The organism is Bacteroides sp. CAG:633, from assembly GCF_000435115.1.
In the GTDB taxonomy this organism is placed as follows: Bacteria; Bacteroidota; Bacteroidia; order Bacteroidales; family Bacteroidaceae; genus Bacteroides; species Bacteroides ndongoniae.
Window position 1 is genome coordinate 1 of sequence record NZ_FR883036.1, and the last position, 23,811, is coordinate 23,811.

24 protein-coding genes and 2 pseudogenes (1 of these 26 only partly in view) are annotated in these 23,811 nt (G+C 45.4%); 4 read left to right on the plus strand and 22 right to left on the minus strand.

All coding sequences use genetic code 11. From position 1 onward, the window contains the following. The 14 genes and pseudogenes from QVP67_RS05095 to QVP67_RS05160 form a co-directional block, all read right to left on the minus strand. Window positions 1-331, minus strand: a pseudogene (locus QVP67_RS05095) (hypothetical protein); the annotation flags it as partial. Window positions 332-367: 36 nt separating this feature from the next. Then, entirely contained in the window at window positions 368-1,948 is a 1,581-nt protein-coding gene (locus QVP67_RS05100) for a glucosaminidase domain-containing protein (RefSeq protein ID WP_022162484.1), read from the minus strand. Window positions 1,949-1,960: 12 nt separating this feature from the next. After that, entirely contained in the window at window positions 1,961-4,396 is a 2,436-nt protein-coding gene (locus QVP67_RS05105; protein ID WP_004312149.1) for a zincin-like metallopeptidase domain-containing protein, read from the minus strand. Between the two features lie 27 nt (window positions 4,397-4,423). Further along, a complete protein-coding gene (locus tag QVP67_RS05110; RefSeq protein ID WP_022162485.1) occupies window positions 4,424-5,812 on the minus strand; it encodes a hypothetical protein in 1,389 nt (462 codons plus the stop codon). Between the two features lie 38 nt (window positions 5,813-5,850). Further along, on the minus strand, window positions 5,851-6,132 hold the full coding sequence (locus tag QVP67_RS05115; RefSeq protein WP_018452583.1) for a hypothetical protein: 282 nt from the start codon (window positions 6,130-6,132) through the stop codon (window positions 5,851-5,853). 23 nt (window positions 6,133-6,155) lie between these two features. Next, window positions 6,156-6,986: a M23 family metallopeptidase gene (locus tag QVP67_RS05120; RefSeq protein ID WP_022162486.1), complete on the minus strand. Its 831-nt coding sequence runs from the start codon at window positions 6,984-6,986 to the stop codon at window positions 6,156-6,158. 26 nt (window positions 6,987-7,012) lie between these two features. Then, window positions 7,013-7,690, minus strand: coding sequence for a hypothetical protein (locus tag QVP67_RS05125; RefSeq protein WP_022162487.1), 678 nt, complete (start codon window positions 7,688-7,690; stop codon window positions 7,013-7,015). A 54-nt stretch (window positions 7,691-7,744) separates the two neighbouring features. Next, entirely contained in the window at window positions 7,745-8,446 is a 702-nt protein-coding gene (locus tag QVP67_RS05130) for a hypothetical protein (protein WP_022162488.1), read from the minus strand. 20 nt (window positions 8,447-8,466) lie between these two features. Next, on the minus strand, window positions 8,467-9,222 hold the full coding sequence (locus tag QVP67_RS05135; RefSeq protein ID WP_022162489.1) for a hypothetical protein: 756 nt from the start codon (window positions 9,220-9,222) through the stop codon (window positions 8,467-8,469). Continuing rightward, window positions 9,203-9,694, minus strand: a complete 492-nt coding sequence (locus QVP67_RS05140) for a PH domain-containing protein (protein ID WP_022162490.1) — start codon at window positions 9,692-9,694, stop codon at window positions 9,203-9,205. Before QVP67_RS05140 ends, QVP67_RS05135 begins: the two co-directional genes overlap by 20 nt. Window positions 9,695-9,699: 5 nt before the next feature. Continuing rightward, window positions 9,700-11,172, minus strand: coding sequence for a toprim domain-containing protein (locus QVP67_RS05145; RefSeq protein WP_022162491.1), 1,473 nt, complete (start codon window positions 11,170-11,172; stop codon window positions 9,700-9,702). Window positions 11,173-11,194: 22 nt separating this feature from the next. Next, the gene (locus tag QVP67_RS05150) at window positions 11,195-12,832 is read right to left on the minus strand and encodes a hypothetical protein (protein WP_022162492.1); all 1,638 of its coding nucleotides are present in this window, start codon (window positions 12,830-12,832) and stop codon (window positions 11,195-11,197) included. A 24-nt stretch (window positions 12,833-12,856) separates the two neighbouring features. Beyond that, a complete protein-coding gene (locus QVP67_RS05155; RefSeq protein WP_004312159.1) occupies window positions 12,857-13,066 on the minus strand; it encodes a hypothetical protein in 210 nt (69 codons plus the stop codon). 33 nt (window positions 13,067-13,099) lie between these two features. Beyond that, window positions 13,100-13,852 (minus strand): DUF4099 domain-containing protein, encoded by a 753-nt coding sequence (locus tag QVP67_RS05160; protein WP_022162493.1) that lies wholly within the window; start codon window positions 13,850-13,852, stop codon window positions 13,100-13,102. A gap of 273 nt (window positions 13,853-14,125) precedes the next feature. On the opposite strand from QVP67_RS05160, the gene QVP67_RS05165 reads away from it, so the two are divergent. Then, window positions 14,126-14,800: a M23 family metallopeptidase gene (locus QVP67_RS05165; RefSeq protein ID WP_288179925.1), complete on the plus strand. Its 675-nt coding sequence runs from the start codon at window positions 14,126-14,128 to the stop codon at window positions 14,798-14,800. A gap of 4 nt (window positions 14,801-14,804) precedes the next feature. On the opposite strand, the gene QVP67_RS05170 is transcribed toward QVP67_RS05165, so the two are convergent. From QVP67_RS05170 to QVP67_RS05205, 8 genes are all read right to left on the minus strand, one after another. Continuing rightward, window positions 14,805-15,488 (minus strand): DUF4468 domain-containing protein, encoded by a 684-nt coding sequence (locus QVP67_RS05170; protein WP_022162495.1) that lies wholly within the window; start codon window positions 15,486-15,488, stop codon window positions 14,805-14,807. Between the two features lie 25 nt (window positions 15,489-15,513). Beyond that, the gene (locus tag QVP67_RS05175; protein ID WP_022162496.1) at window positions 15,514-16,098 is read right to left on the minus strand and encodes a hypothetical protein; all 585 of its coding nucleotides are present in this window, start codon (window positions 16,096-16,098) and stop codon (window positions 15,514-15,516) included. A gap of 112 nt (window positions 16,099-16,210) precedes the next feature. Continuing rightward, the gene (mnmE, locus tag QVP67_RS05180; protein ID WP_022162497.1) at window positions 16,211-17,611 is read right to left on the minus strand and encodes a tRNA uridine-5-carboxymethylaminomethyl(34) synthesis GTPase MnmE; all 1,401 of its coding nucleotides are present in this window, start codon (window positions 17,609-17,611) and stop codon (window positions 16,211-16,213) included. Between the two features lie 86 nt (window positions 17,612-17,697). Next, window positions 17,698-18,192, minus strand: coding sequence for a GAF domain-containing protein (locus tag QVP67_RS05185; RefSeq protein WP_022162498.1), 495 nt, complete (start codon window positions 18,190-18,192; stop codon window positions 17,698-17,700). Between the two features lie 22 nt (window positions 18,193-18,214). Further along, window positions 18,215-19,093 carry a nucleoside phosphorylase gene (locus QVP67_RS05190; RefSeq protein WP_022162499.1) on the minus strand — a complete coding sequence of 293 codons (879 nt, stop codon included), beginning with the start codon at window positions 19,091-19,093 and terminating at the stop codon, window positions 18,215-18,217. A 168-nt stretch (window positions 19,094-19,261) separates the two neighbouring features. Continuing rightward, entirely contained in the window at window positions 19,262-20,263 is a 1,002-nt protein-coding gene (floA, locus tag QVP67_RS05195; protein ID WP_022162500.1) for a flotillin-like protein FloA, read from the minus strand. Window positions 20,264-20,315: 52 nt separating this feature from the next. After that, window positions 20,316-20,783, minus strand: a complete 468-nt coding sequence (locus tag QVP67_RS05200; RefSeq protein ID WP_022162501.1) for an NfeD family protein — start codon at window positions 20,781-20,783, stop codon at window positions 20,316-20,318. A gap of 25 nt (window positions 20,784-20,808) precedes the next feature. Next, window positions 20,809-22,239 carry a tetratricopeptide repeat protein gene (locus tag QVP67_RS05205; RefSeq protein ID WP_022162502.1) on the minus strand — a complete coding sequence of 477 codons (1,431 nt, stop codon included), beginning with the start codon at window positions 22,237-22,239 and terminating at the stop codon, window positions 20,809-20,811. A gap of 141 nt (window positions 22,240-22,380) precedes the next feature. On the opposite strand from QVP67_RS05205, the gene QVP67_RS05210 reads away from it, so the two are divergent. The 3 genes and pseudogenes from QVP67_RS05210 to QVP67_RS05220 all read left to right on the plus strand — a co-directional run. Beyond that, entirely contained in the window at window positions 22,381-23,136 is a 756-nt protein-coding gene (locus tag QVP67_RS05210; RefSeq protein WP_288179926.1) for an ATP-binding protein, read from the plus strand. A gap of 63 nt (window positions 23,137-23,199) precedes the next feature. Beyond that, window positions 23,200-23,568 (plus strand): DMT family protein, encoded by a 369-nt coding sequence (locus QVP67_RS05215; RefSeq protein ID WP_022162504.1) that lies wholly within the window; start codon window positions 23,200-23,202, stop codon window positions 23,566-23,568. Window positions 23,569-23,614: 46 nt separating this feature from the next. Further along, a pseudogene (locus QVP67_RS05220) lies at window positions 23,615-23,811 on the plus strand (iron-containing alcohol dehydrogenase) (it continues 1,004 nt past the right edge of the window).

The window sequence follows — 23,811 nt, forward strand, 5'->3', positions numbered from 1 at the left end:
TGAACTCCATTGTACCGTTAATGCCGTCGTTATTGCTTGCATTGAATGTGTTAATGCCAGTTGCAGACAGGTTAAGGTATAATGCTTCTCCCTTTTTGTGAAACATTAGAATACCGGCTACTTCAATGTGAGTCCCAACTTGAATTGGTGGTAACTCAGATAGGCTGTTGCAGGTCTTGGCCACACTGATTTCAACTGTCTTGTTAATTCCTGATTTTGCCGGAATAACTATATTAATACCGAATGATGCGAACTGCGTACCTTCTTTGTTAGCACGCATTTGTGCCTGGCGGGAAACGGTGCCACACACGGTTACATTACATTTAATCATAATAAAACGAATTGATTGTTATACTTAAAAAGCAAATTATTTCAACTGTACAGACTCCTGTCTGCCTTGTTGGTTCTCCAGATTGTTCTGATAGTTTTGTGACATCTGCAGCGTGACCACGGCAGAGTTAATAACAGAGGCGATGCTACGTCGTTTCTCATCATCGTTCATCATGGTACTGCCAAGTGTCTGTTGGATCTTGTTTATTTCTGCATTACTCAGTTCTCTGTTGAGTTGTACAACTCCATTGTCTGCATACAGATTGGGTTTACCATCCTGCAGGCTTATGGTGCAGGTCTTATAGGATGGGAGGATAGGAGTAAGGTCTATGCTTTTACTGACAGCTGCAGCAGTAGCCTTCTGCATCTTTTCCTCCTCACTTGAATTATCTATCTGGAGGGCAAGAGCCATGAGTGAAGTGAACATAGTCATGGCCATCTCTATTACAGGATCAGCTATAGGCATATTCACCCCACTGTCTTCAGAGGACAGAATTTTCTTCATCCACTCATCCGGACTCATGGCTGTATCTGGCTGCACATTGGCATCGGATTGACTTGCACTCTTGTATTGCGCAGTCAGATCTTTTCCGTTACTGAGAACCTGTAATGAGATGTTCCCTTTTTGTGAAATCTCAGCAAGATATGCAGCCGGGTCAATATCTCTTTTTGTTCCATCTGTGGATATGGATATAACTCCAAAATGAAGATGTTCACCAGTAGTCCGATACCCAGTGTTTCCTGAAATGCCAAGCTTCTGTCCGGCAGCAACTTCATCACCGATCTTGACGGATATACTGTCCAGGTGCATGTAGGTACATTGATATTTGCTGCCATCGTTCCTATTGTACTCAACTGTAACAGACCGTCCTCCGTTTGTATTGGCATTGCTGTTCACGTTGACAACTTTTCCTTTATCTTCTGTTGCAAGGACTGCCTCATGATTTGTCTGGATGTCAATCCCTTTATGCAACTGGGACTTACTTGCGTCCAAAGGATCCTTTCTTGTACCAAAGGGAGAAGTAACCAGCATAAACTCCTCTCTCTTTAAAGGGAAGGAATATTTCTTTTCTTCAGTATCCTGCACGGAAACATCATCGGATGTGGCTTGACAGGGATTGTCAGCAGTTCCAAAGGATTTACCCAGTGCCTTCATTTCCTGCATTACCATCTGGTCATATTTTTGCAATCCGTTCTTCTCGATAATATTCTGAAGGGTTGCTGCATATTGTTTGCTTGACGCATATCCTGCATCCTGTAATCCGTTTGTCCATCCTTTATAGTCATCAGGTGAGAGTTGGAATAGTCCGGCATATCTTCCGTTCCTTTTCAGAAACTGAGAATGATGCTCATAGGAATCTCCCACATTTGCATACTGGCAAAACTTTTCATTTGGACGGTCATCGGTATATACAAGATATTTGCCTCCGTTCTCAATCCAGCTGGATGTGGCCTTGATACCAAAATGGTTGTTTCCCTTACGGGACAGTTCACTCTGGCCACTGGCACTTTCACAGATACCTTGTGCAAGCGTGACAGATGCAGGTATGCCATATCTGCGCATCTGCTCCATGGCATACTCTGCATATTGTTGGATATATTCTTGATTCTTTGACATTGCAGTTACATGTTATCTGTGCATTCTTGAAGCCTTGCTCTCTTCCTGATTGGCGGGTTCACTTTTCTGTCTTTCACTAATGTCTTTCCCTTGCCGGGTAGTTTCCAACTGATCACAAATGGCAATTCTCTCACCGGCACGGATCATCTTTGGAAGATAAACATCGAGTGCATGGTATGGAAAACCGGCCATAAGGAGAGGCTTCCCTTCAGCATCTTTGGTGTGATTGCTCTTACTGAGAGTGATGCCGAGTATTTTGGCGGTCTTTTCCGCATCCTGGCAGTAAGTCTCATAAAAGTCTCCACATCTGAAGAGCATAATTGCATCTGGATGTTTTGACTTTAACTCATAGTATTGTTTCAGCATCGGAGAGAGTTCTGCGGTTGCCTTTGATTCAGTCTTGGAACTTTCATCCTTGCCCTTATTCCCTTTGGATTCGAATGAGCCAAGTGATTCGTTCTGTCTGGTGTTCTCTTCCGTCTGCTCCTCATGTACTTCCGTTTGCTGACTGGGGCTCTTTGACTGGGCCTCCTGTTCTGATTTGTCAGTACCTACCGCAACAGCATCTGTACGATCCTTACGGAGCACATCTGCAAAAAGGCTTACCGCAAGATGTTTTTTATAATCTTGCATGTCTTCTGCCAGCCACATACGTTGCCATTGCTGTGGACTCACTTCACGGGCTGTCAATTTCTCACCGTTGATTGTAGGCATACACAATATCACACTGGGTTGGTTCTCCGAGCCCTTGGTCTTAAAGATGTTCACACGGTCTATCCTTGCGAGTTCTTCTGCTGTCGCATCGCTTTTGAAAAGGTCAACCTTAATATCCGGATTGTTCTGGGCAGCCATATAGTATTTCTGGGCCATATCCTGACGTACTTTTTCTGAAGCTTCTTCGTCACCTTGTTTTATTGTGGTGAAGAAAAGGTTCAGATCTGCCTTCTCGGGGTAAACGCTGAAGCTCTTTTCATTTTCGGGCTTCAGATAAAGTGCCCATTTCCCTTCGTCATTACGCAACATGAGTATCTTTTCAAAGTCTATGGCACCGGAGCGTTTGACGGCATCAGATACATCGAGCAGTGTAAGTGTTTCCATGTTCCACTTGTTCATGCGGTTTACGGATACCTCCTTGCCGTCAAAAAAACTGTCATCGGGACGATACCCCATAGAACCGTCTATGTTGTAGAAAGTGACCGTTTCATAGCCCTCTTTTTGAAGCGCATGTTCGATGCGTCCTTTGTTCATTCCTGGAATCTCATTCTCGACTCCTAATGAAGCACCAGAAGGGAGAACCACATCAGCCATCTTCTGTTCAGGTTCTTTTACAACCACGAACTCTTTTGTATCTATGTTGGGCAATGTCTTGATTTCATCAGCTACATAATAGTGTTTGGGAAGAATGTGCTTAATATCCGCTATCTGATTCTGTAGGACTCTGTTGTTGAGCTCTACCTCCTCACCACGTTCAGCCTTGTGAACCATATCTATAGCATTGTTTACATCCCTTTCCAGTATATCCGGCAGATGCGGGTCTTCTTTAAGTTCCCTGAGCCAGTAATCGGTCATCTTCAGGCTGTCAGGAGAGAGTTTGGCAGAGATACCCAACTCCTGCAGCTTAACTGCTGAAGCAACTTCAATTACCAGTCTTTCCTGTTTCATGGCATCCTCTGAAACCTTTCCGTTCTTGACAACCATGCCTTCACGTGCCAGTCTCTGTTGATGTCCTGTTGCAGACATAAGCATGGATACAGCATCACGGGCATAGTCATCATAATGTTCATAGGATGAAGCAGGTGGCAGGAAGACAATATCTTTCTTACTGTCGTAATGCGCTACACCTGTAGTATCAGTGCGTATATCAACCAGATTCTTTCGTGACTGCTCCAGAAGATTTTCGACACCCTGACGGATTTCATTCGAAGCTGACTCTATATCTGTACGGTCTTTCAGAGGACCGGTCTCTTTTACTACTGTATCAAATGTAGTTTTATCAACCATAGGGAGTGTGGTCTGCTCAATATTGAAAAGTGAGCGTACTTCACGGTTTCTGATTCCTTTGTAATCCTCCTGCTTATCAGACGACAGTGCTTGATAGTCTGAGCGGCTGATTTTCTCGTCAGGATTGTGCTTGTTTACATACTCATTCCAATTATACCAAAGGAAAGGCACTCCCTTTTCTTTGGTCTGGACGGACTCACCGCGTTTTTTTGCTTCTGAAAAAAGTGTATATTGGTTGGTCTTGTAACCGTTCTGGTCACTGTGCATACCCAATATGATGGCATTGAAGGCAGAAATCTGCAAAGGCTTCAGATATAGCCTCGGAGCTTTACGACCATCATTTTCAAGCCATATTCCACCATTTTCTTTGGCTTTATTGAAAGCATTCTCAAACAGTTCAACTTGACGTGCTACTGCCATTTTCTCTTGTTGGTTTTTCTCTTCCATAAGTCTGATTATTATATTGTTATCCTTTTATCTTTGTGCAAGTGGTCTTGCTACTGTTTGCCGTTCGCTTACTTCATAGTTTTCAGAAGCAATCTGACGCATCTGGTCATTCTTGACCAGTATTGCATTTGCAAGTGTGTTGAGAGGTAAAGCTCCCTGCTGATAGGCATCCACAACTTTATCCGGCAAAGTGATGCTGCAAGGAACCTTGTCTATTGTAGCAATCAGACAGTTGGACCTAATCTGAGGATTGACAATCCGTGGATTGAGCGGTTCATCAGGATAAACCCGATAATTCACTGGGCTGTTTCCTGCTTCAGGGTGCTGATGTGCTTTGAAATCATCCAAAGTCTCATGCCCGGCCTTGTTCAGCAGATTGAGTCCTCCCATACCGATAAGTATCATTTTCAGGATTGGATTCTTGACGAACATGCCTGTAACGATACTGGCAATAGGCATCATATTGTCCTTCAGATTGATTGACTTTGTTTTTCCCGTGAAGAGTCCTACAAGCATATCAGGCAGCATAGCCAGTACATATCCGATATTGTGTCCGATGTCGCTAATGCCATTGAGTCCGAAAGAGGTCAGCAACCCTTGCCATCCGTCCATATTGGTCTGCTTCGGTTTCGGGGAGGTCTGTTCTTCTGTTGGTTGTTCCTCTTTGACCGCTTCTTCCTGTTCCGGTGCAGTCTCTGCTGATGAAGTCTTACTCTGTGGCTTTTCTTCTGACTGCTTTTTCATTTTTTCCTGGTCTTGTCTATACTGTTCCTCGCATCCCGGGCGCACTATTGAAGGTATGTCTGAACGGTCTTCCTGTTTGTCAGAAAATTTAGATAACAGGAAGTCACCGCCGATCCATGTAGCCGCTGTTTTCCAACCGCCACCGACTCCACCCATACATGCGAGATCGGTTACGGATACGAGAATTATACCTGTGTTCTTTTCCCACGCAGATGGGTTGTATCTCTTTTCGGCTTCTGTATCCATATGATGTTCTAATGGTGATTTTGCAACATCCTGGGGGAGATAGAAGATGGTGTTAGTTGCTGCCTTCTTTAAGATGTATTCAATGGATGAGCGTGGAATCTTATCCTGAATCATCTTGTCTATCATCTTTTTCTCCATGGCGGAATCAACGGTGATGTGCTGGCGTTGAAGTTCTTTCTTGACCATTTTAATATAATCTTCTGCTGTTTTCGAGTTCCATTCACCTGTGTAACGCAAAGACTGCATCTGTGCCTGTCTGGCAGACATTCCACCATCAGGACCAATGGTACTGGCCATCAATCCTGCAAATGATGAGGTGTGCTCTTTAAGCTCTGCTGCCATCTTATCTTGCAGTTCATTCCGGACCTTGTTCATGATTGGAATGACCTTTGTCCTGAATATTCTATCTTGTTCTGACTCTGCCATGAGTTGCTGTTTTATATGATTGATAATTTATATGCCCTTTATAGATTTATCTGGTTGAGTAATTGCTCGCGTGTCTGTTCTATGGCATTGTGATATACTTCCATCTGTTTCGGGAAATATTCTTCCAGCCATTCATCCTTTTCAATGTTTTCATTGATAAACTTGATAGCCAGCTCACGTTCAATCTCTATCGCAGCTTCTCCTTTCTCACTACCATTGAACCATGCTTTTGTCCACCATCTGATACCGGACTTATCCGGATACACGCTCACCATACGGGGAATATCGAAGCTTTGAACATCAATATCGAGCTCTGCCAATGGATCAATAAGTCCACTGGTTGCTATGGCAAGTTCTTGTGCTTTTTTTTTTCGTGATCACTTAAACTGGAAAGGAATATCTGATGACGCAGGGCAAGATAGTTCAGGAAATCACCGATAAGCAGATTCTGTACCCGTTCTGCAATCGGTATACTTCGTGCGCCCATACCCAATGGATTGGCCATACTAGGGATGGTTTCATAGAAGTAATTTTTTGTAGCCGACAGTGAGAGAATATTTCTCAAAGTGAACTGTGTATGTTCCGGCAACGTGTAGGCTCCAAGACTGATGTCTTTCATGTAGTCCGGAAAAAAACGCATCATCAGATTCTCTATCTCCTTGCTGTCTTTGTCATACATGGTTCTGACATCCATATCCAGTGTCACAAATTGTGGTACTGCACCAGGTTGTCCGTTCTGTTCCATGACTTTCAAATTACTGTATATCATGGTCAGGAACTCCAGAGGATTAAGCTCTTCTCCTTTATACTTGACCTCCATGTGGAGTATTTCCCCACTTACGGCAATAACCTGACCGGCCTTGACTTCACTTCCGTAGTTGCCAAAAACATTCGAGAGGTGTGCGTATTTTACCTCGTAGTCTCCATAGCGTGTCACCTGATAGATACCATGTACGGCATCATTCCCAAGTCCTGTGATCTTCCCTGTTGCAACTGCTGAAAGAAGATAATGGTTGGCTTTGAAATCCACACCATGATGAAAAAAAGGTTCTCCTGTATGCGGATGTTTCTGTTTACCGTAGCCAAGACTCATCTGTACGTCACGGCCTTTTTCTTCGTAGGGCATACAGTATCCGCTGTCCGAACGAAGAATCATTTCCTGTGTATATTGCATATTATATCTGTTTATAAAATTTACTATTATCTTCGTCTGCCGCCACCAGTGCCTTGTGCAATCTCCGACTGTTGAATTTCGTCTTGACTTTGTGCAGCAGGTCGTTTCTTCTCACTGGCAAGTGCCTCGTTCATATTTACATTGTTTCCTATCATCATCATGGCAAGCACAGCTCCAGCTATCTTGCCCATCCATCCGAATCTTCCGAAAACAAGTAGTGCAGCTACTACAAGTCCGATGAGACTCAGACTGGAAACATTCCCTTTACCTATATTGCTGAAAAAGTTCCCCATCATGTTTCCACCGTTCCCAGAGGAAACACCTTGTAGGAACTTGCTCATACCGCTCCATTTGCTGTCTGCACTGGTGATGGCATCATTGACATTTTCAGTGAGACCAGTTACAGAGTCTTTCACCTCTTTCATACCTTCACCGATATTCGAAACCGTATCTCCAATCTTTTGTGTCGTTTCTTCGCCAATGACAGCATCGCTGACAATACCCACTACGCTTTTGTCTGTAGTCAGTTTCTCCCAACCGATGTAGCCCAGGCTTCCACCTATGGCCGCAGACTTGGTGGCACTTCCTAATCCTTTTAGCGTTTGCTGTGGATGTACTACTGCACCCCCTGCCGATTTAACTACAGCTTTTATAGCTCTTCCTCCCAAGCTGACTGCTGCTTTCAATAATGCTCCCCAACCCATACTTAAAGTTTGATTGTTAAATTGTTATCCTGAATTATCTTTATACCTGAATACTTACTTTGGCTTTGCGTTCCTCTTCCATCTTTCCTTGCATTTCTGTACAATATTGGGCTTGTCCACCTCACTTCTACCATTGTAGTCTATCTCCGCCCATATGTCAGAGAGTGAAGTATATTTAATAGCTCTCGTAAGCCTTTTGAGCTTTTGATTCATGAGTTTAAGTTTCGGACGGATGGAAAAGAGAACTTCCAGTCGTTCCTTCTCTGTCATCTTGGTATCGGAGAGGCACAGTTGCCGGATGTCATTGACTATATCAACACTATTCATGATAAGTTCTCTATAGATTTTATTCCTGTTTGAAGACAATGCTACTGCCAGGGCATTTCCTGTCTGGTGCTGGATCTGGTCATTAAAAGTTCCCAGGTGTTTCACGAGTCGGTCTATTTCATGATAGAATCCATATATCTGTGCCGCATAACTGATTATGCTATGAAAGTTGTCCAAATAAGTGTTGAACTCCTTTTGCAGGTCAGTTACTCCTTGTACCTCTTCCTTTATCCACAGATGACCTGTAGATTCCAGAAGCATCATTTGTTCCTGCTGTTTCAGTTCTTTTTCTGCCTTATTTGTGTATGCCAGAATCATTCCGGCCAAAACAGGGTCGTTGCCCTGAGCCCGGAGAAAACTCCCACCCAGCCCTTCAAAAGGGAGGGTGAGAGAAATAAGCATGGCAAAAAACAGCAATAAGCGTTTCATTGTGTTATCCTGATAATCTTTTATGGTGTTACTATTCGTGCGCATCTATGCCATCTGTCCAAAGCTTGACCGGCAATCTCAGCGGTGTTCCTGTCTATCATTCCTGCAGTGGCTCTGTTCCATATATCGGCCATTGTGTAATAGCGGATGCTGATGGAGATCTGTGAAAGTCTTTTGTTGAATTGTGCCAGACGGTCATTCAACTCCCAAAGAATCTTACTGCGTTCCGCACCCGTAAGCATATTGCTTGCTCCACCTTTGGCTACGGCATCTTTCAGGATGCTGTATACAGTGATGAGTTCAGTCGCTGTTTCGATATAAAGGTTATTCATACTCATTGTGGCCATTATCCCTTGCGGGTTTTGTGATATGGCTTTCTTCAAATCACAAAGACTGATGAATATCCTTACACCGTCGTCATAGAGATGACTGCATGCTTTAAGTGTGGAGGCATAGCCAGACACGGTTTTCAGGTAGCTGTTGTACTTTCTCTCCCATTGCTTTATCTGAGTGAACTCTGCCGCAATGGTATTTTGTAGTAGTGCCGTCTTCTGCTGGTCTTCAATCTGATTCTTGATTTGACCGTTGATAAGCTCATTACCTTCAGCTAATGCCACATATTCCATCGGATTGCTGGAAACCAATTGGGCACGACTTTCAAGACGGAATAGGAACAAGGCCAAAGCAATGGCCGAGATAATCATCCATCTGCTGTCGTAAGCAATGCCTTTGGAAGTCTTGGTTTCTGACGATATATTATCTGTTCGTGATTTCATAGATACCTTTCCTTTGTTTGTTATACTCAACCCGTTCACGGATAATTCCTACAACATCAATGCGCTCCTTGATTCCAAATATGTCCAGTTTGGGATTGGAACGGTCTCCGCTGAAAATCGAGACAGTCTTCAATCCGAACAGCTGTTCCACGATACCACGGTTTTCACTGAAGTCAACCACCCTGTAGAGTTCAATGTAGTCACTCTTCCTGATAAGTACACCATGTTGGATAATCAGTTGTTCGGATGTGATGATATAGCTCAGTTTGTGTATATAAAGACAACCGTAGAGCATGATGCACGTCATGATTGCCCCGAGTACCACAAAAGGCATCTTATAGGTGATGCTTTCGTGACCGGCTGCCAAGAACAGGGCACAACTGATAAGAAATGCCATGCCTTGTGAGATAATGTATTGCGCCCAGTGAGGGTGCAATGTGATTATGCTGAACCGTCTGTTTGAGTCTGTCATATCATTTATCGTTTTAGTCCGCTCTTTTTGGTTTCTTCATTTTCTTCTTCTCTCTCTTCAGTGAGAGAAACACCATTTTCGTCAAAGGCTGTCTCAACGACATCGGTCATTGAGTATTGTTTCTTTTCCAACAGTTCATCATTAAAATCCTTATAGCCTTCAGACGGCAGTTCACGTACTATTCCTATTGGATTCAGGTCTTGTCCGTCCTGAACATGGAGCTTTTGAAACAGGGCCTCTTTAAACTCCTGATAGGTTTTGTTCATTCTGTCAGCTGCTTCCTGCTTGTCTTCCTTGCACAGAAATGGAGAATAATGGTATTCCCATGCCTCATTTCTTGCTGTGTCATAAGCGAGGTAAAGCTTCTGTAGTCCTTCAGGGAGTTCTGCATATCTGTCATCGTCAATATCAAGCAGTTCTTTGGTAGATGTGATACCTTCCTTGAAACTTTCAATGAAACCTTTCATGTCTGATGCAACGGACTCAGGATGCAACGGATTCATCTTTTGTACGATGGATTCAAAGTTGAAGACGAACTGTTTTCCCGCCAGGTCATTGTCAAAGCCAAGATGGAAAGTAGCACCAGGAGCAGCCTTGATCAGTCCCTGTATCTGTCCGTAGCTGGGATTTCCTCCGGTAGAGACAAATACAGCTGACTTCAGTTCCTGTCTTGCATTGTAGTCCAGTCCAGAGTCTTTCTTCATTCTCAACTGGTAGAATGCCATGGCATCGTAAGCACTCTCAAACACATATACATCTTTCGCATCTTTCAGTTCCATGTCTTTCGGACTTGCCATCCACAGGCCTTCACTTGCATTTGTACCGGCTGCCATACCTTTTCGTGCAGAGCCATCCTTACGTGGATAGCCTCTTTCTTCCAAACCGACACATTTCTCAGGATGCCCCGGTATATACATGGGAAAAGAAAGGTTCTTATAACTTGCTCCATTGTCTGCGGCCTTGGAAGCAAGAAAGAAGTTACGGTGAAAAGCACAACGTGTAGCAAAATCGATTCCTCTTGACTTGAAGAAAGCGTAAAAAGGTTTCTGAGAGTCAGCTTCATCAGGATGAAAACGCTCAATCTTATAATCTTTGATATTGAAAGGCTTTGCATCACGGGTAGGAGCAAGCACATTCTGGTTACGTTGCTCCACAGGAATATTCAATAGCCGCTGACAGACTTTGTGAACAAGAGCAGACTCTTTCATTCCTTGATTGTATTCAGGAAAGAGATTTGGATGTTCCCAAATGAAGGATGTGACAGAATACAGCTTTATCGTTGGAGGTTGGAAACAACAGTTTTTATTGGGCATGACAATAAATTTGTCACCCCTGATTCTGCGTCCATCATTATCCAGACGTACATAGGCAGGATAGCGCAAGCCGTCCCGCTTGTGAAGTGTATAACCTGCATCCGTCAACACGTCTCTGATATTAAGACGGTTGCGATAATCTTCAAATTTCTGCTCTTCGTTCATTGTGTTCTATGATAATTAAGTATTATCTGCCATGTCCTAAGCCGACTCCATGCTCAGCTGCATTGAGTCCGGCATCAAATGCTCTTGAAGCAAGATCCTGCGGTGAGTCCACACCTCCTTTGAAATAGACATGTGGCCCTGGTGCATGATGATGTTCAACAAACACGGCTGGAGGATAATGGTCTCTTCCGAGTTCTCGCATAACAGTAAGACCTGCAAGTAGAGCACCTCCAATCATGGCACCTATATTCCTTCCATGTCCCGGCGCATTCTTCATGTCTACTTCGTCAAAGATTTTAGAGAAGAGTTTCATGCGATGATAGTCATCTACGGCCATGAACTTTTCATATTGCTTTTGGCTTATCTCGTGACTGATGCTTTCGCCATTGATAACAGCGGTCATACGGAACATAGCATTGCCTTTTTCGTCTTGCTGGATTTCTCCTTGCTCGTTTCGTACAGGCTCAACTCTGATGTCGTCCACCTGTACCTCACGTCCGTTTCTTCCTTCCCGAAACCAACCTTTATCTTGGTTTATGTCATAAAGGCTGTTGCCATCCACATGGGCTACGCTTCGGTCTTCCTGCTCCGCAATGACATATTCATTTCCCTGAGTAAGAGGAAACGCATGTTCTGCCACTACTTCTTGTCTGGCATTCAGTTCTGCTTCCACTTCAGGAGTAAGATTCAGGGCTATCTGTTCATTGGAATTGAGCATGTTTATCGTCAATCTATCTGAAAAATCATTTTTGATGACGTTGTTGATGATGTCTAGACGGTTCTGTACAGGTACATTCTTGATGGAATTGTCTGTAAGCTGGGTAAGTTCTTCATCCGTCAGGTCGTAAACAAGATCATGCTGGGTGGTAGCCGACTGAATGGTCAGTGTCTTACTGTTGGCATCAATAATGACTCCATGAGAATACAGGCATTCCTGCCATTTTTCGTTACTGAAGTATACGTCTGAGGTGATAAGTTCCTTGTATGGTTTTGCCGGCTCCTGTGGACGGGTAGGTATTTCAACAGGTGGAATTACAGCTTCCAAATCTGCGAGTACATCCTGTGAGGGCTGCTGTGCCATATTTTGCTGTTCTCCTTTGTAATAGAAGCCATAGCCTCCATTGAGTAATTCACCTGGTTTGATTCTGCCATCAGGACGTTCCGGAACCATAGGGGCTCCCTGGACGAACATGGCACCACCGACACGGCGCATGTGGAAGCCTTCCTGATTACGCGGTGTCCATCCCAAAAATCGTCCATGAAACGGGTCCATCATCATAAAGGCACGTTGTCTGTCCCACGGCAGTCTGCCGTATTCACTAACACCAATCCGGTAGCCGTGAAGTCCCATGGCCACACGACCATTGGCATTACGGGCATGGACAAAGTCTCTCGGCATATAGAAGTCTTTCTTCACTAAATCAGCAAAGGTGTTATAGGCTTTTTTGTTAGCCGAGTTTGTACCCCAATCTGCCAAGTCTCTTATCTGTCTGGCACTGATATGATAGGTTAGGAGAGGTGAGTCATGCCCTTGAACCGCCAGAAGATAGTTTTCTCCTTGTCGGATGATATGTGCTTGCATACCGTTGCGACGGAGAATATCCTGCAGCTCAGGTGACAAATCTCTACCTACTGGTAGTGCATTGGATCTGATTGACATATTGTGATTGATTTTAAATGTTGATTATTCGCCAGTTTCAACAAGCTCGCCTTTCCATTCGATAAAATCTTCGGCTGATTCTTCGTTAACTACAAGGTTCCTTTCATTACAGAATTCGGTGTATTCTTCCTGCCATTCCGGTGAGTGGTGATTGATGTAATCGAGCCAACCGTATTCTCCACTCTGTACTTTCTGTACAAGCTCGTCTTCTGGATAGTATTTGATATTTGCCATATTGAATTTGCTTTTGATGGTTGGTACTTTGGTTTATCGCTGCATCATGCGCATACCTTGTTTCTTTTGCTCATTCCATATTTCTTCGGTGTAGTCCTCCTCATGGATATAGTCAAGATTTCCATTTTCATCCATGATCCAACAACCGAAAATGCCGAAGTTGTATTTGTCCCATTCCCGTTTGGCTTCTCTGCGCCAGAATTGTTCATTACCTGCGGAGAGACGGATACCCGTATTTGAATTCAGATCGATACCGATGGAAATCTCATCATCGTCTTCAATGATTGAGAGAATTTCTCCGTTCTGCAGTTTCTGCATCTCAGCACCCGTAAGATGATAGCGGTCGGTGAGGTATTGAATGTTCCTGCCTATGACAGGGGTTGGTACGCTCAGTACCTGTTTGCTATCCTGGTCAAGCTGGAAGAAACATTTGGTGCCAAGCTCGTGTCCCGTTTCGTTGCTTTCCAAATGTCCGATGATGGGTTTGCCTGCAAGAAGGCTTTGCCTCTGCTGCTCATTGAATACTTTTAAGTCATACTCGTCAAGCTTCGGAAAGAAGAGAACATCTACATTGCCTTCTGGCGTTCTTACAAGGCAGAATCGTGTTCTTGCCTTTACTTCTTCACCATCATCAGCAATGATGTGTACAGGTAAGACTGGAGAATGCCGGCCATTGAGAATATTCTGCAGAACATCAGTCGGCAGATCCTCAATCATCTCCTGTGTGAGTCCAAAACGTTCGAGAGTGCCGTAGGGCATTCCATTCTCATCAAAGTTGTAAATCATTTGTTACCTTTTTTAATGCGTTATTATTTCTGCTATAACAGTATTTCATTTTCTTATGAAGTACTTTATTAATAGTTAATTCAGAAACAAAAATAAAAGGTGTGATTAGAGAATCAGAAGAATGGGTATATCATACCTTAAGTTTTATATATCATTATGAAAGAAGTATGATTTATCGATTAAAATCATACTATTAGCATAAATAAAGTTAGAAAAATCACTTGAAGTATATGAGTTTTAATTCATGGTAATGGAGATATGTAATTTTGCCTCATGAATATTAGAAATATACTCATGATGGTGCTTCTGTCGTTGATGTCAGGTACTACAATAAAAGCTCAGTTTAATACGGTTGGATGTTTGTATAATCACCCAGCTAACAAAACAAAAAATCCACAAGAGACTAATGCTTCTCCTCTTGTGGATAATCTGATGTTGAAAGATTCTTTGAAGAATGTTTCATCATATAAAAATGTCGTAAATTCATGCGGGGAGGATGTAGGTACCTTTTCTCATACATCTGATGATATTCTTCAAAATTTGAATATGGCTTATCCATTAAAGAGTGTTCAGATAAACTCAGAGTTTGGAATGCGTCGTCACCCTGTAACACATAAATATTGTATGCATAATGGAGTGGATCTTCAGGCACGCTACGAACCTGTGTTTTCCATGCTTCCAGGGAAAGTGGTGAAGGCTGCTCATGATAAGCGTTCTGGCAGATACATCACAATTCTGACTGGCAACTACACGGTCAGCTATTGTCATCTGTCATCATCTAAGGTTACAATCGGACGATATGTTAAGGCTGGTGAGATAATAGGGGTGTCTGGTAATACGGGTATGTCAACAGGCCCCCATCTGCACCTTACAATAAAAAAGGATGGTAAGGCTATTGACCCTATCATCCTCTTGAACTGTGTTCGGACTATTGTGTCGTTAAAATAAAATATCACCAGTTGTCGTCCTCATTACCTGTTAGACCATTCTTGATGCACTCTTCAATCTTATCCATAACAACATTCGAGTAGGCATGAGCCATAACAAGGGCCTTGCTTGATGTCTTTTTGTGTGAGTCTTTTTTAACAAAAGGGAAACAGGTGTCTAATGTCCAGTTCTCGTCCGAACGTGTTGGAATGGTACCGCCTAAAGCTCCAATCCATCCTCCACCGACAGCGACATTAACCGAATAGAACGGAATGGTATAGGTTACTCTTACTCTGCCATCTTTAATATCACACTTAATGACCGGTCTGATATTTACGTTATAGCTGTTGGTTCCGCCAGCGTGCTGAGCAATGTCTGCTACATATCCTTGTGCAATGATAGTTCCCAATTCCTTGTCATTTAGTTTAATGACAGAGTTTGCATCATTGAATGTGGCCGTAAACCAATAGTTGAGTAGTACGTAGAGTTCATCTTTTGTTTTACCCTCTGCAGGAATAATCTGAACGTATGTTATGCCGTTGTTCTTGTCCAGCTGGAGTTGCTGCCCAAGATTTTCAGCTGCATCAACCCATTTTTCTCCATACTTCTCTTTTGCGTAGTCTTCCAGTTCATCTGTCCGCAAAATTTGTGCATCTATTGTAGTGCATAGAAAAAGTGACATCAGTGCCGTAAATATTACTTTCTTCATTGTTTATAGATTTTGGTTATTAATGTTAGAAATCAAATCCAAGCTTGATAGCAATCGCTTCCGTATTATACTGTTTTTTATCTCTTGTGTAGTCCATGCTGTCATAGCCAATAAATCCATCAAATACCTCAAACTCCAATTTCTCATTTGTATATCCAAGGGATAGACTAAGACCCTGTTTGTCGTTCAGCGCATATCTGATACCAACAGAAGCAATGACATATAATCCACCACCATTTGTTATATAGGTTCCACCCTTCAAGTCAGCAAATGGAGCAAACTTTCCTTTGCTGAAGTGACTTCTGATATTTGCAAACACAGGAATATCAACCTTACTGTCTCTTACATCCAATGGAATATCCATTCCACTTGTTTCGTATGACGGCATGAAATGTAGTCCAACTCCGGCTCCTAAAAAGAAATATGGATTGAACTGGTAGCCATGTGAGGTATTGATTTCCACTCTTCCGAACTCATAATCTCCTATACCAATGGAATAACCAGCATCAACATATCCCTTATAGCTATTGGTTAGATAACTTTGTGCATTGACGTTTACATTCACGACAAACACCATAAATAAGGTACATAAGAATTTGAACTTTGACATAACGTAAAAATTTTAATTATCGTTTGATATGTTGCAAATGTATTTTTCTATATGTGAAGTTTGTCTGCATAAAGAAAAATTTCATGTTATTTAAAAGAAAAAGACAGGATTATTATTTCCCGATGCAGAAATTCCTAAATATATTCCCCAGCACCTCATCCGTCTCAATAGTTCCTCCCACAATTTCGCCAAGGTGGTATAGGCATTCGCGTAGATCCTGACTGACGAAGTCACCGGAGAGGCCGATGGAGAGTCCGTCTTGTACGCGGTGGATGGCTGCGAGGGCGTGGGTCAGTGCTTCGTAGTGTCGGATGTTGCTTACAACGACGTCGGTTTGCGAAAGGTCGGGTAGGGCGGCAAAACCGATGAGTAACTGCTGGAGGGCGTCAAGGCCCTCTTTCTGTTTAGCAGCAAGGGTAAGGATGTGGGCATCTTGGGGCAATCCGTCGAAGGTGATGGAGGAAGCCTGAGGTGCGAGATCGGCTTTGTTCACCACCAGCACAAGGTGTTTACCTTCGCATCGGGGCAGTATCTTTTCGGCTAGTTGCTGGTATTGTTCGTGGGCACAGGTAGCATCGATTACCCACAGGACGATATCGGCTTGCTCCAGCTTCTGGAAAGTGCGTTCGATACCTAAACTCTCAATGGTGTCATGGGTATCGCGTATACCGGCCGTGTCGATAAAGCGGAAAGTGATACCGCCCAGGTTCAGGGTATCTTCGATAACATCGCGCGTGGTACCGTGGATGTCACTAACGATGGCACGTTCTTCATTTAGCAAGGCATTCAGCAAGGTGGACTTGCCGGCATTGGTTTCGCCTACAATAGCTACAGGGATACCATTTTTCAACGCATTGCCTACACTGAACGAGTCGGCCAGGCGGTTGATAACCGTCTCTATTTGGGAGGCGATGGCTTGCAGTTCCGAACGGTCGGCAAACTCCAACTCTTCGTGGTCGCTGAAGTCCAGTTCCAGTTCCATAAGAGAGGTGAGGTGCAGAAGCTTATCACGTAACAGGGAGAGTTCGTGGCTGAATCCTCCCCGCATCTGGTTCATGGCCATGCGGTGGGTGGCAGCCGAGGTCGAAGCGATAAGGTCGGCTACAGCTTCTGCCTGACTCAGATCCATTTTTCCGTTCAGGAAAGCCCGTTGGGTGTATTCTCCCGGGCCTGCAGCACGGCATCCGTTTTTAAGGAGGAGTTGCATTACCTGCTGAAGAATATATGACGAACCGTGACATGAAATCTCTACGGAATCTTCTCCTGTATACGAATGGGGAGCACGGAATAGGCTGATTAATACTTCGTCCACTATTTCGCCTGTATTCGTGCGGATCTGGCCGAAAGCCAATGTATAAGCAGGACGTTCGCTCAGGGACTTGCCTGTGGCAGGTGTGAAGATCTTATCGGTGATGCTGATGGCTTGGGGGCCGGACACACGGATGATGCCGATAGCACCGCCTTGGGCAGTGGCTATGGCACAGATGGTATCGTTGGATAGTTGTATGTTCACGTTGTTTATCTCTCTGAAAAATCTGTTCTTTTATGGCTTGCAAAGATACGTCATTCGGATTACATCGCGAAATGTAGTTTGGAGAATTATGATTGCGGATAGAGGACTTGGGTAAGAATGAGTACTGTTTGTTCCAGATATTTTCGGTCGGTTTCGTCAAAAGTGTTCAGCTGGTCGCTGTCGATATCAAGCACACCTTTTACTTCGCCGTTGGCGATGATGGGCACTACTATTTCAGATCGTGAGAGCGAACTGCATGCGATGTGTCCGGGGAAAAGGTCGACATCAGCCACGACCTGAGTCTTTGCTTCGGCCCATGCGGTGCCGCATACCCCGCGTCCTTTCCTGATGTGGTAGCAGGCTACGCTTCCCTGAAAGGGACCTAAATGCAGTTCGTTGTCATTTACCATATAAAATCCTACCCAAAAGAAACCGAAAGCTTCTTTTAAGGCTGCTGATGTGTTGGCCAGTATGCTTACAGCATTGGTCTCGCCTTCAATCAGCGGCGCATATTGGGTGAGGAACGCCTGATAGCGTTCCTCTTTACTCATATTTTCATTCGTCTTGAAACTTGCTTCCATTTGATCTGTTTTAAGGAAACTGTTAGATGCGGTCTAATACTGTTTTGATCAGGTCGTCTATCTGATTTTTGTAGCCCGTATTGGCTTCCTTGATCAGTCGGTTAGCTATAACCATACATACGGTAGTGGCCTTGTGCCCCATCAGACGGCTCAGTCCAGCCAGGGCCGAACTTTCCATTTCGAAGTTGGTGATGCGGTGTCCTTGATATTCGAAACATTCAATTTTCTCGTTCTGATGCGGGTCGGCCAAAGGAATACGGAGTTGGCGTCCTTGCGGACCGAAAAATCCGCCGCATGCCACCGTTACTCCGCGTACCATGTCCTGACGGGCAATGCGTTCTACCAGTTCCTCGTCAGCATGGATAACGTATGGAGCAGGTGCGCAAAGGTTGCCGCTCCATCCCAGGTGGTTCAGCAAGGCGCGTTCCATGGGCAGGTCGCATACGGCATTACGTCCGGCATAGAAATTGAGCAGGCCATCGAAGCCGACAGAGATTGCAGAACAGATGAAAGTACCTACGGGAGTATAGGGTTGCAGACCGCCGCATGTGCCGATACGTACGATTTCAAGCTGGCGGAAGTGGTCGTTCTCCTCGCGCGTTTGGAAATTGATATTGGCCAGTGCGTCAAGTTCGTTCATTACGATGTCTACATTGTCGCATCCGATACCGGTAGACACTACAGTGATACGCTTGCCCTGATAGCTGCCGGTAATAGTACGGAATTCACGGCTCTCAACTTCGCACTCTTTATTTTCAAAATGCGAAGCAACGAGGGCTACGCGGCCAGGGTCGCCTACAAGGATTACTTTGTCTGCCAGCCATTCAGGCTTTACATGCAAGTGGAAAACGGAACCGTCTTCGTTGATAATCAGTTCGGAAGAAGGAAAATACTTTTTCATAAGCGTAGGTGTTTTTTAGCTGCGAGTTATAAGCTCCGAGCTGTTAGTTTTTAGATTATGAGTTTTTGAGTCTTGGATGACGAGCCATAAGCTATAAGTTCAGATTTTAGTAATTTGTTGGTGAAGAAAGGGGGGATGAACTTACAACTTATGACTTGTCATTTCGCCTTATTTATTCATTGGCTGACTGCTTCCGCCAGCAGTGGGACGGGCGATGGTTTCGCGCATGTCGGTATCAGCCTGAATATTTTTCATGCGGTAGTAATCCATGATACCCAGATTGCCGTTTCGGAAAGCTTCGGCCATGGCTTTAGGCACTTCGGCTTCAGCTTCTATCACTTTGGCGCGGGCTTCCTGAGCCTTGGCTTTCATTTCCTGTTCGCTGGCTACGGCCATGGCACGGCGCTCTTCGGCCTTGGCCTGAGCGATGTTCTTGTCGGCGTTGGCCTGATCCATCTGAAGGGCAGCACCGATGTTCTTACCTATGTCGATATCGGCGATGTCGATGGAGAGAATCTCGAAAGCGGTGCCCGCATCCAGTCCTTTGCGGAGTACGAGTTTAGAGATGGAGTCGGGGTTTTCGAGCACCGACTTGTGGCTTTCGCTCGAACCGATGGACGATACGATACCTTCGCCTACACGGGCCAGTACGGTGTCTTCGCCGGCACCACCTACCAGCTGGCGGATGTTGGCACGCACGGTGACGCGTGCCTTGGCGATGAGCTGGATACCATCCTTGGCTACGGCGGTGACAGGCGGAGTGTCGATCACCTTGGGATTTACGGACATCTGTACAGCTTCGAATACGTCACGTCCGGCCAGGTCGATGGCAGTAGCCATCTGGAAGGGCAGGTCGATGTTGGCTTTGGCTGCCGATACCAGTGCGTGAACTACTTTTTCTACGTGTCCGCCTGCCAGGTAGTGGGCTTCGAGTCCGTCGCGGGTAATGTTGTTCAGTCCGGCTTTATGCGCCTCGATCAGTCCGGGCACGATGACATAAGGCGGTACGTTACGGATGCGCATCAGGAAGAGTTGCACTAACGAAATGTTCACTCCCGACACCTTGGCCGAAAGCCAGAGGAAGAAGGGTACGTAATGGAAGAAAAGTACCAGAAAGATGATGCCTCCTACCACGAGGAAAGCAGTCAGATACAGAGAGCTTGTGTCCATTGCTTTAGGTTTTAAGTTATTGAGTTTTTAAGTTTTTGAATCTTTCGTAATTTCATTTTTGTTTTTCCACCAGTATGACGCCGTCGGTGATGCGGGTCACTACGATGGGAGTCTTCTCGTCCAGCAGACCGTCGGCCGACTTTACTTCGACGATGTCGCCTCCTATTTCGGCATATCCGATCAGGGCCAGGCGGGTAGTGCAAATGCCCGTATCGCCTACCTTGACTTTCGCTTCGGCCGTACGGTCGATTTTCGACGAGATGTCTTCCTTCAAGGCCAGCTTATCGAGGGTTTTCGACCGCATGAACAGTATCAGCGACCCTATACATCCCAGTGCCGAAATAACCAGGGTGATGAAGCCGGCCATCGTTCCCATGTGGGCAAAGGCGTAGTAGTTGGCAAAGACGATGCAGCCTCCTGCCAGAATGCCTGCGATACTGATGCCGGGTACGACAAACAGTTCCACCAGAAAAAGGATAATCGCGGCGACAATAAGTACGGCAATGATAAGTATGTCCATAGTGTTTTTCGTAATATAGTTTTTGTTATTTGATTCCTTTCTCCTGCTGGCGTACCAAGATGGCTGTCTGGTCTATTTCGTCGGCAAGCTGTTCGATACGCTTTTCCAGATCGAGCATGCCCGGAGCCATTTTTCCTCTTTCAGCTTGTGGAGCCGACGCGTAGCGTTTACGCAGATCGTCCAGTTTATTGCTCTGCTGGGCATAGCTGTTCTCCAGCTGACGGTATTTCTGGAATGTCTTCTTAGCCTGTGGCGAACGGAAGTCGGCCATCTTATAGTACACAGTCTGGTCGTCGATGACGAATTCGAAATCGTGCTTCTGTTTTACTTCCTTCTTCTCGGTAGAAACATCTTTGAGCCGTTGCAGGGCTTCGGTGACGAGGTCGTTGTCTGCCCAGGTCTGTTTGATAGAGCTCAGGCGTGCCAGGGCGAGGAGCTTTTCGTGTTCCATGTTTTCGTAGCTGTACACCTGTTTGGAGGTGTTGGGGATGAAGACATAGACGCATACCTTGCCTTCGGGCTGGTGGCGGTCGGAAGCAAACCATCCCAGATTGTTGTATTCGTCGACAACGTACATGTAGTCGTTATAGGGCGAGTTGAAAGGCATACCGACGTTTTGCGGATTCAGATAGGTTCCGTTCTGAGTGTTGTAACGGGTGACGAAGATATCGTATCCGCCTATTGACTCAGGGCCGTCGGCTGCATAGTAAATGGTAACTCCGTCGGACATGACGTAGGGATAGTTGGCATTTACCTCTCCGTTGATAGAGCCGGGCAGGGGAGTACCTTTGCTCCATCCGTCCTGACGTTTGTTGCTGGCCAGAATATTCAGGGTACTGTCGGCCGGCTGGTATTCGGAATAGTAGATTTTGGTGCCGAGCTCGGTTTCGTAGACCGTTGTTTCGCTGGGCTCCCGGTCTTTGAAGTATTCGTTGTACATGAACAGCTTGCCGGCTTCCGAACCTATTTTGTAGGTTTTCAGGAAGTCTTTCTTGTCTACGACGAAACTGTCGACGATGCACACTTCTTCTACACCCCTCAACTGTCGCAATCCGATTTTGCTTTGTTGAAGCAGGCTTTCGGCCTGATCGGTCGAGCGTTTGCGCTTTTTCAGTTCGGCGATGTATTCTTCGTACACTTCGACAGCCTCTTCGAAACGGTACACCTGGTGGTAGGCTTGCCCCAGATAGAGCTGGCCGCTGGGGGTGCGCCGCTTCACAGCCATCTCCAGAGGCTTCACAGCCTTTTCAGCCTCGCCGGTCTTCAGGCAGCACACGCCGTACCACAGATTGTAGTTACCGTTCGAGGGGTTCGACTTGACAAGGCGTTGGAATGCCGGTTTGGCCTGTTCGTATTCGCCTTTCTCGTACAGTTCCTTGGCCTTGGCCAGTGTCTGAGCGTAGGCACCGGTGCCCAGCAGGCAGGAGAAAAGCAACAGGATATATTTCTTTTTCATATTTTTATTGTATTCTTTATGCTATCAAAAGTTCAAAAATACAAATTAATCGCGAATAAAGCCCTTTTCGCTGATTCTATTATGTTAATTCTTCTTTAAATCATTCTTTTGCGTTATTTTTGTGCCCGATTTTCACAGGTTATGGCAAAGTATACAGAAGAAGAAAAAATGCTCCGCCGCATCGAGAAACGGTTTGCCAAAGGAGTGGTGGAATACGGGCTGATTGAAGAGGGAGACAAGATTCTTATCGGCCTCTCGGGCGGGAAAGATTCGTTGGCACTGGTCGAGCTGCTGGCGCGCCGTGCACGCATCTATAAGCCAAGGTTTTCGGTTGTGGCTGCTCACGTGGTGATGAAAAACATTGCTTACGAAAGCGATACCGACTACCTGCGCCGCTATGCCGAGTCGTGGGGCGTGCCTCTGGTGGTATATGAAACAGAGTTTGACGCTTCGACCGATGCCCGCAAGTCGCCCTGTTTTCTTTGTTCGTGGAACAGGCGCAAGGCGCTCTTCACCGTGGCCAAGGAGCAGGGATGCAACAAGATTGCCCTGGGGCATCACATGGATGACATTCTGGAAACGCTGCTGATGAATATCACCTTTCAAGGGGCGTTCGGTACGATGCCGCCCCGGTTGGTGATGAAGAAGTTCGATATGACCATCATCCGTCCGATGTGTCTGGTTCACGAGTCCGACCTGGAAGAACTGGCCTCTGCGCGCGGCTTCAGAAAGCAGGTGAAGAATTGTCCCTACGAGCATGACTCCCACCGCAGCTCGATGAAAGACGTGCTGAAGCAGTTGGAAGCAATGAACCCCGAAGCACGCTACAGCCTTTGGGGGAGTATGTCCAATGTTCAGGACGAGCTTCTGCCCCGCAAGGAGCAGCCGATGCCTTGATGAGGCTTTCCCATACCCAATGCAGAAATCAAAGAAAAATCGAAATAAAATAAGGAAAACAACATGAAAGGATTTTACACTATTCTACTTCTGGTCGTGTCTAACATCTTCATGACCTTTGCCTGGTACGGGCACCTGAAGTTGCAGGAGACGAAAATCATCTCCAACTGGCCGCTCTATGCGGTGATTCTGTTTTCGTGGGGCATTGCACTGGCCGAATACTCGTGTCAGGTGCCGGCCAACCGTATCGGCTTTGTAGGCAACGGCGGACCTTTTTCGCTGATGCAGCTCAAGGTCATTCAGGAAGCCATTACGCTCATCGTGTTCACGGTCTTTACCACGGTGCTGTTCAAGGGCGAGGCTTTACACTGGAATCACTTTGTGGCATTCATCTGCCTGGTGCTGGCCGTTTATTTTGTATTCTACAAGTAAGTTGCATGCTTTCTTTTACTAAAACTAATACCATATTATTTCAGCTATGAACAATTTTGTTTTTTATAGTCCTACCGAATTTGTGTTTGGCAAGGATACGGAAGCGCAGACAGGTAGTCTGGTGCGCAAGTACGGTGGCACCCGTGTGATGATAGTTTATGGCGGCGGCTCGGTGCAGCGTAGCGGTTTGCTTGCCCGTGTTGAAGAGTCGTTGCAGGCAGCCGGTGTAGCCTATTGCGAACT

Excerpts from the sequence above, each read along its gene's own strand:
- QVP67_RS05100 (WP_022162484.1), bottom strand. The coding sequence starts at position 1,948 with ATGTCAAAGAATCAAGAATATATCCAACAATATGCAGAGTATGCCATG.
- QVP67_RS05105 (WP_004312149.1), bottom strand. The coding sequence starts at position 4,396 with ATGGAAGAGAAAAACCAACAAGAGAAAATGGCAGTAGCACGTCAAGTT.
- QVP67_RS05110 (WP_022162485.1), bottom strand. The coding sequence starts at position 5,812 with ATGGCAGAGTCAGAACAAGATAGAATATTCAGGACAAAGGTCATTCCA.
- QVP67_RS05120 (WP_022162486.1), bottom strand. The coding sequence starts at position 6,986 with ATGCAATATACACAGGAAATGATTCTTCGTTCGGACAGCGGATACTGT.
- QVP67_RS05125 (WP_022162487.1), bottom strand. The coding sequence starts at position 7,690 with ATGGGTTGGGGAGCATTATTGAAAGCAGCAGTCAGCTTGGGAGGAAGA.
- QVP67_RS05130 (WP_022162488.1), bottom strand. The coding sequence starts at position 8,446 with ATGAAACGCTTATTGCTGTTTTTTGCCATGCTTATTTCTCTCACCCTC.
- QVP67_RS05135 (WP_022162489.1), bottom strand. The coding sequence starts at position 9,222 with ATGAAATCACGAACAGATAATATATCGTCAGAAACCAAGACTTCCAAA.
- QVP67_RS05140 (WP_022162490.1), bottom strand. The coding sequence starts at position 9,694 with ATGACAGACTCAAACAGACGGTTCAGCATAATCACATTGCACCCTCAC.
- QVP67_RS05145 (WP_022162491.1), bottom strand. The coding sequence starts at position 11,172 with ATGAACGAAGAGCAGAAATTTGAAGATTATCGCAACCGTCTTAATATC.
- QVP67_RS05150 (WP_022162492.1), bottom strand. The coding sequence starts at position 12,832 with ATGTCAATCAGATCCAATGCACTACCAGTAGGTAGAGATTTGTCACCT.
- QVP67_RS05155 (WP_004312159.1), bottom strand. The coding sequence starts at position 13,066 with ATGGCAAATATCAAATACTATCCAGAAGACGAGCTTGTACAGAAAGTA.
- QVP67_RS05160 (WP_022162493.1), bottom strand. The coding sequence starts at position 13,852 with ATGATTTACAACTTTGATGAGAATGGAATGCCCTACGGCACTCTCGAA.
- QVP67_RS05165 (WP_288179925.1), top strand. The coding sequence starts at position 14,126 with ATGAATATTAGAAATATACTCATGATGGTGCTTCTGTCGTTGATGTCA.
- QVP67_RS05170 (WP_022162495.1), bottom strand. The coding sequence starts at position 15,488 with ATGAAGAAAGTAATATTTACGGCACTGATGTCACTTTTTCTATGCACT.
- QVP67_RS05175 (WP_022162496.1), bottom strand. The coding sequence starts at position 16,098 with ATGTCAAAGTTCAAATTCTTATGTACCTTATTTATGGTGTTTGTCGTG.
- QVP67_RS05185 (WP_022162498.1), bottom strand. The coding sequence starts at position 18,192 with ATGGAAGCAAGTTTCAAGACGAATGAAAATATGAGTAAAGAGGAACGC.
- QVP67_RS05190 (WP_022162499.1), bottom strand. The coding sequence starts at position 19,093 with ATGAAAAAGTATTTTCCTTCTTCCGAACTGATTATCAACGAAGACGGT.
- floA (WP_022162500.1), bottom strand. The coding sequence starts at position 20,263 with ATGGACACAAGCTCTCTGTATCTGACTGCTTTCCTCGTGGTAGGAGGC.
- QVP67_RS05200 (WP_022162501.1), bottom strand. The coding sequence starts at position 20,783 with ATGGACATACTTATCATTGCCGTACTTATTGTCGCCGCGATTATCCTT.
- QVP67_RS05205 (WP_022162502.1), bottom strand. The coding sequence starts at position 22,239 with ATGAAAAAGAAATATATCCTGTTGCTTTTCTCCTGCCTGCTGGGCACC.
- QVP67_RS05210 (WP_288179926.1), top strand. The coding sequence starts at position 22,381 with ATGGCAAAGTATACAGAAGAAGAAAAAATGCTCCGCCGCATCGAGAAA.
- QVP67_RS05215 (WP_022162504.1), top strand. The coding sequence starts at position 23,200 with ATGAAAGGATTTTACACTATTCTACTTCTGGTCGTGTCTAACATCTTC.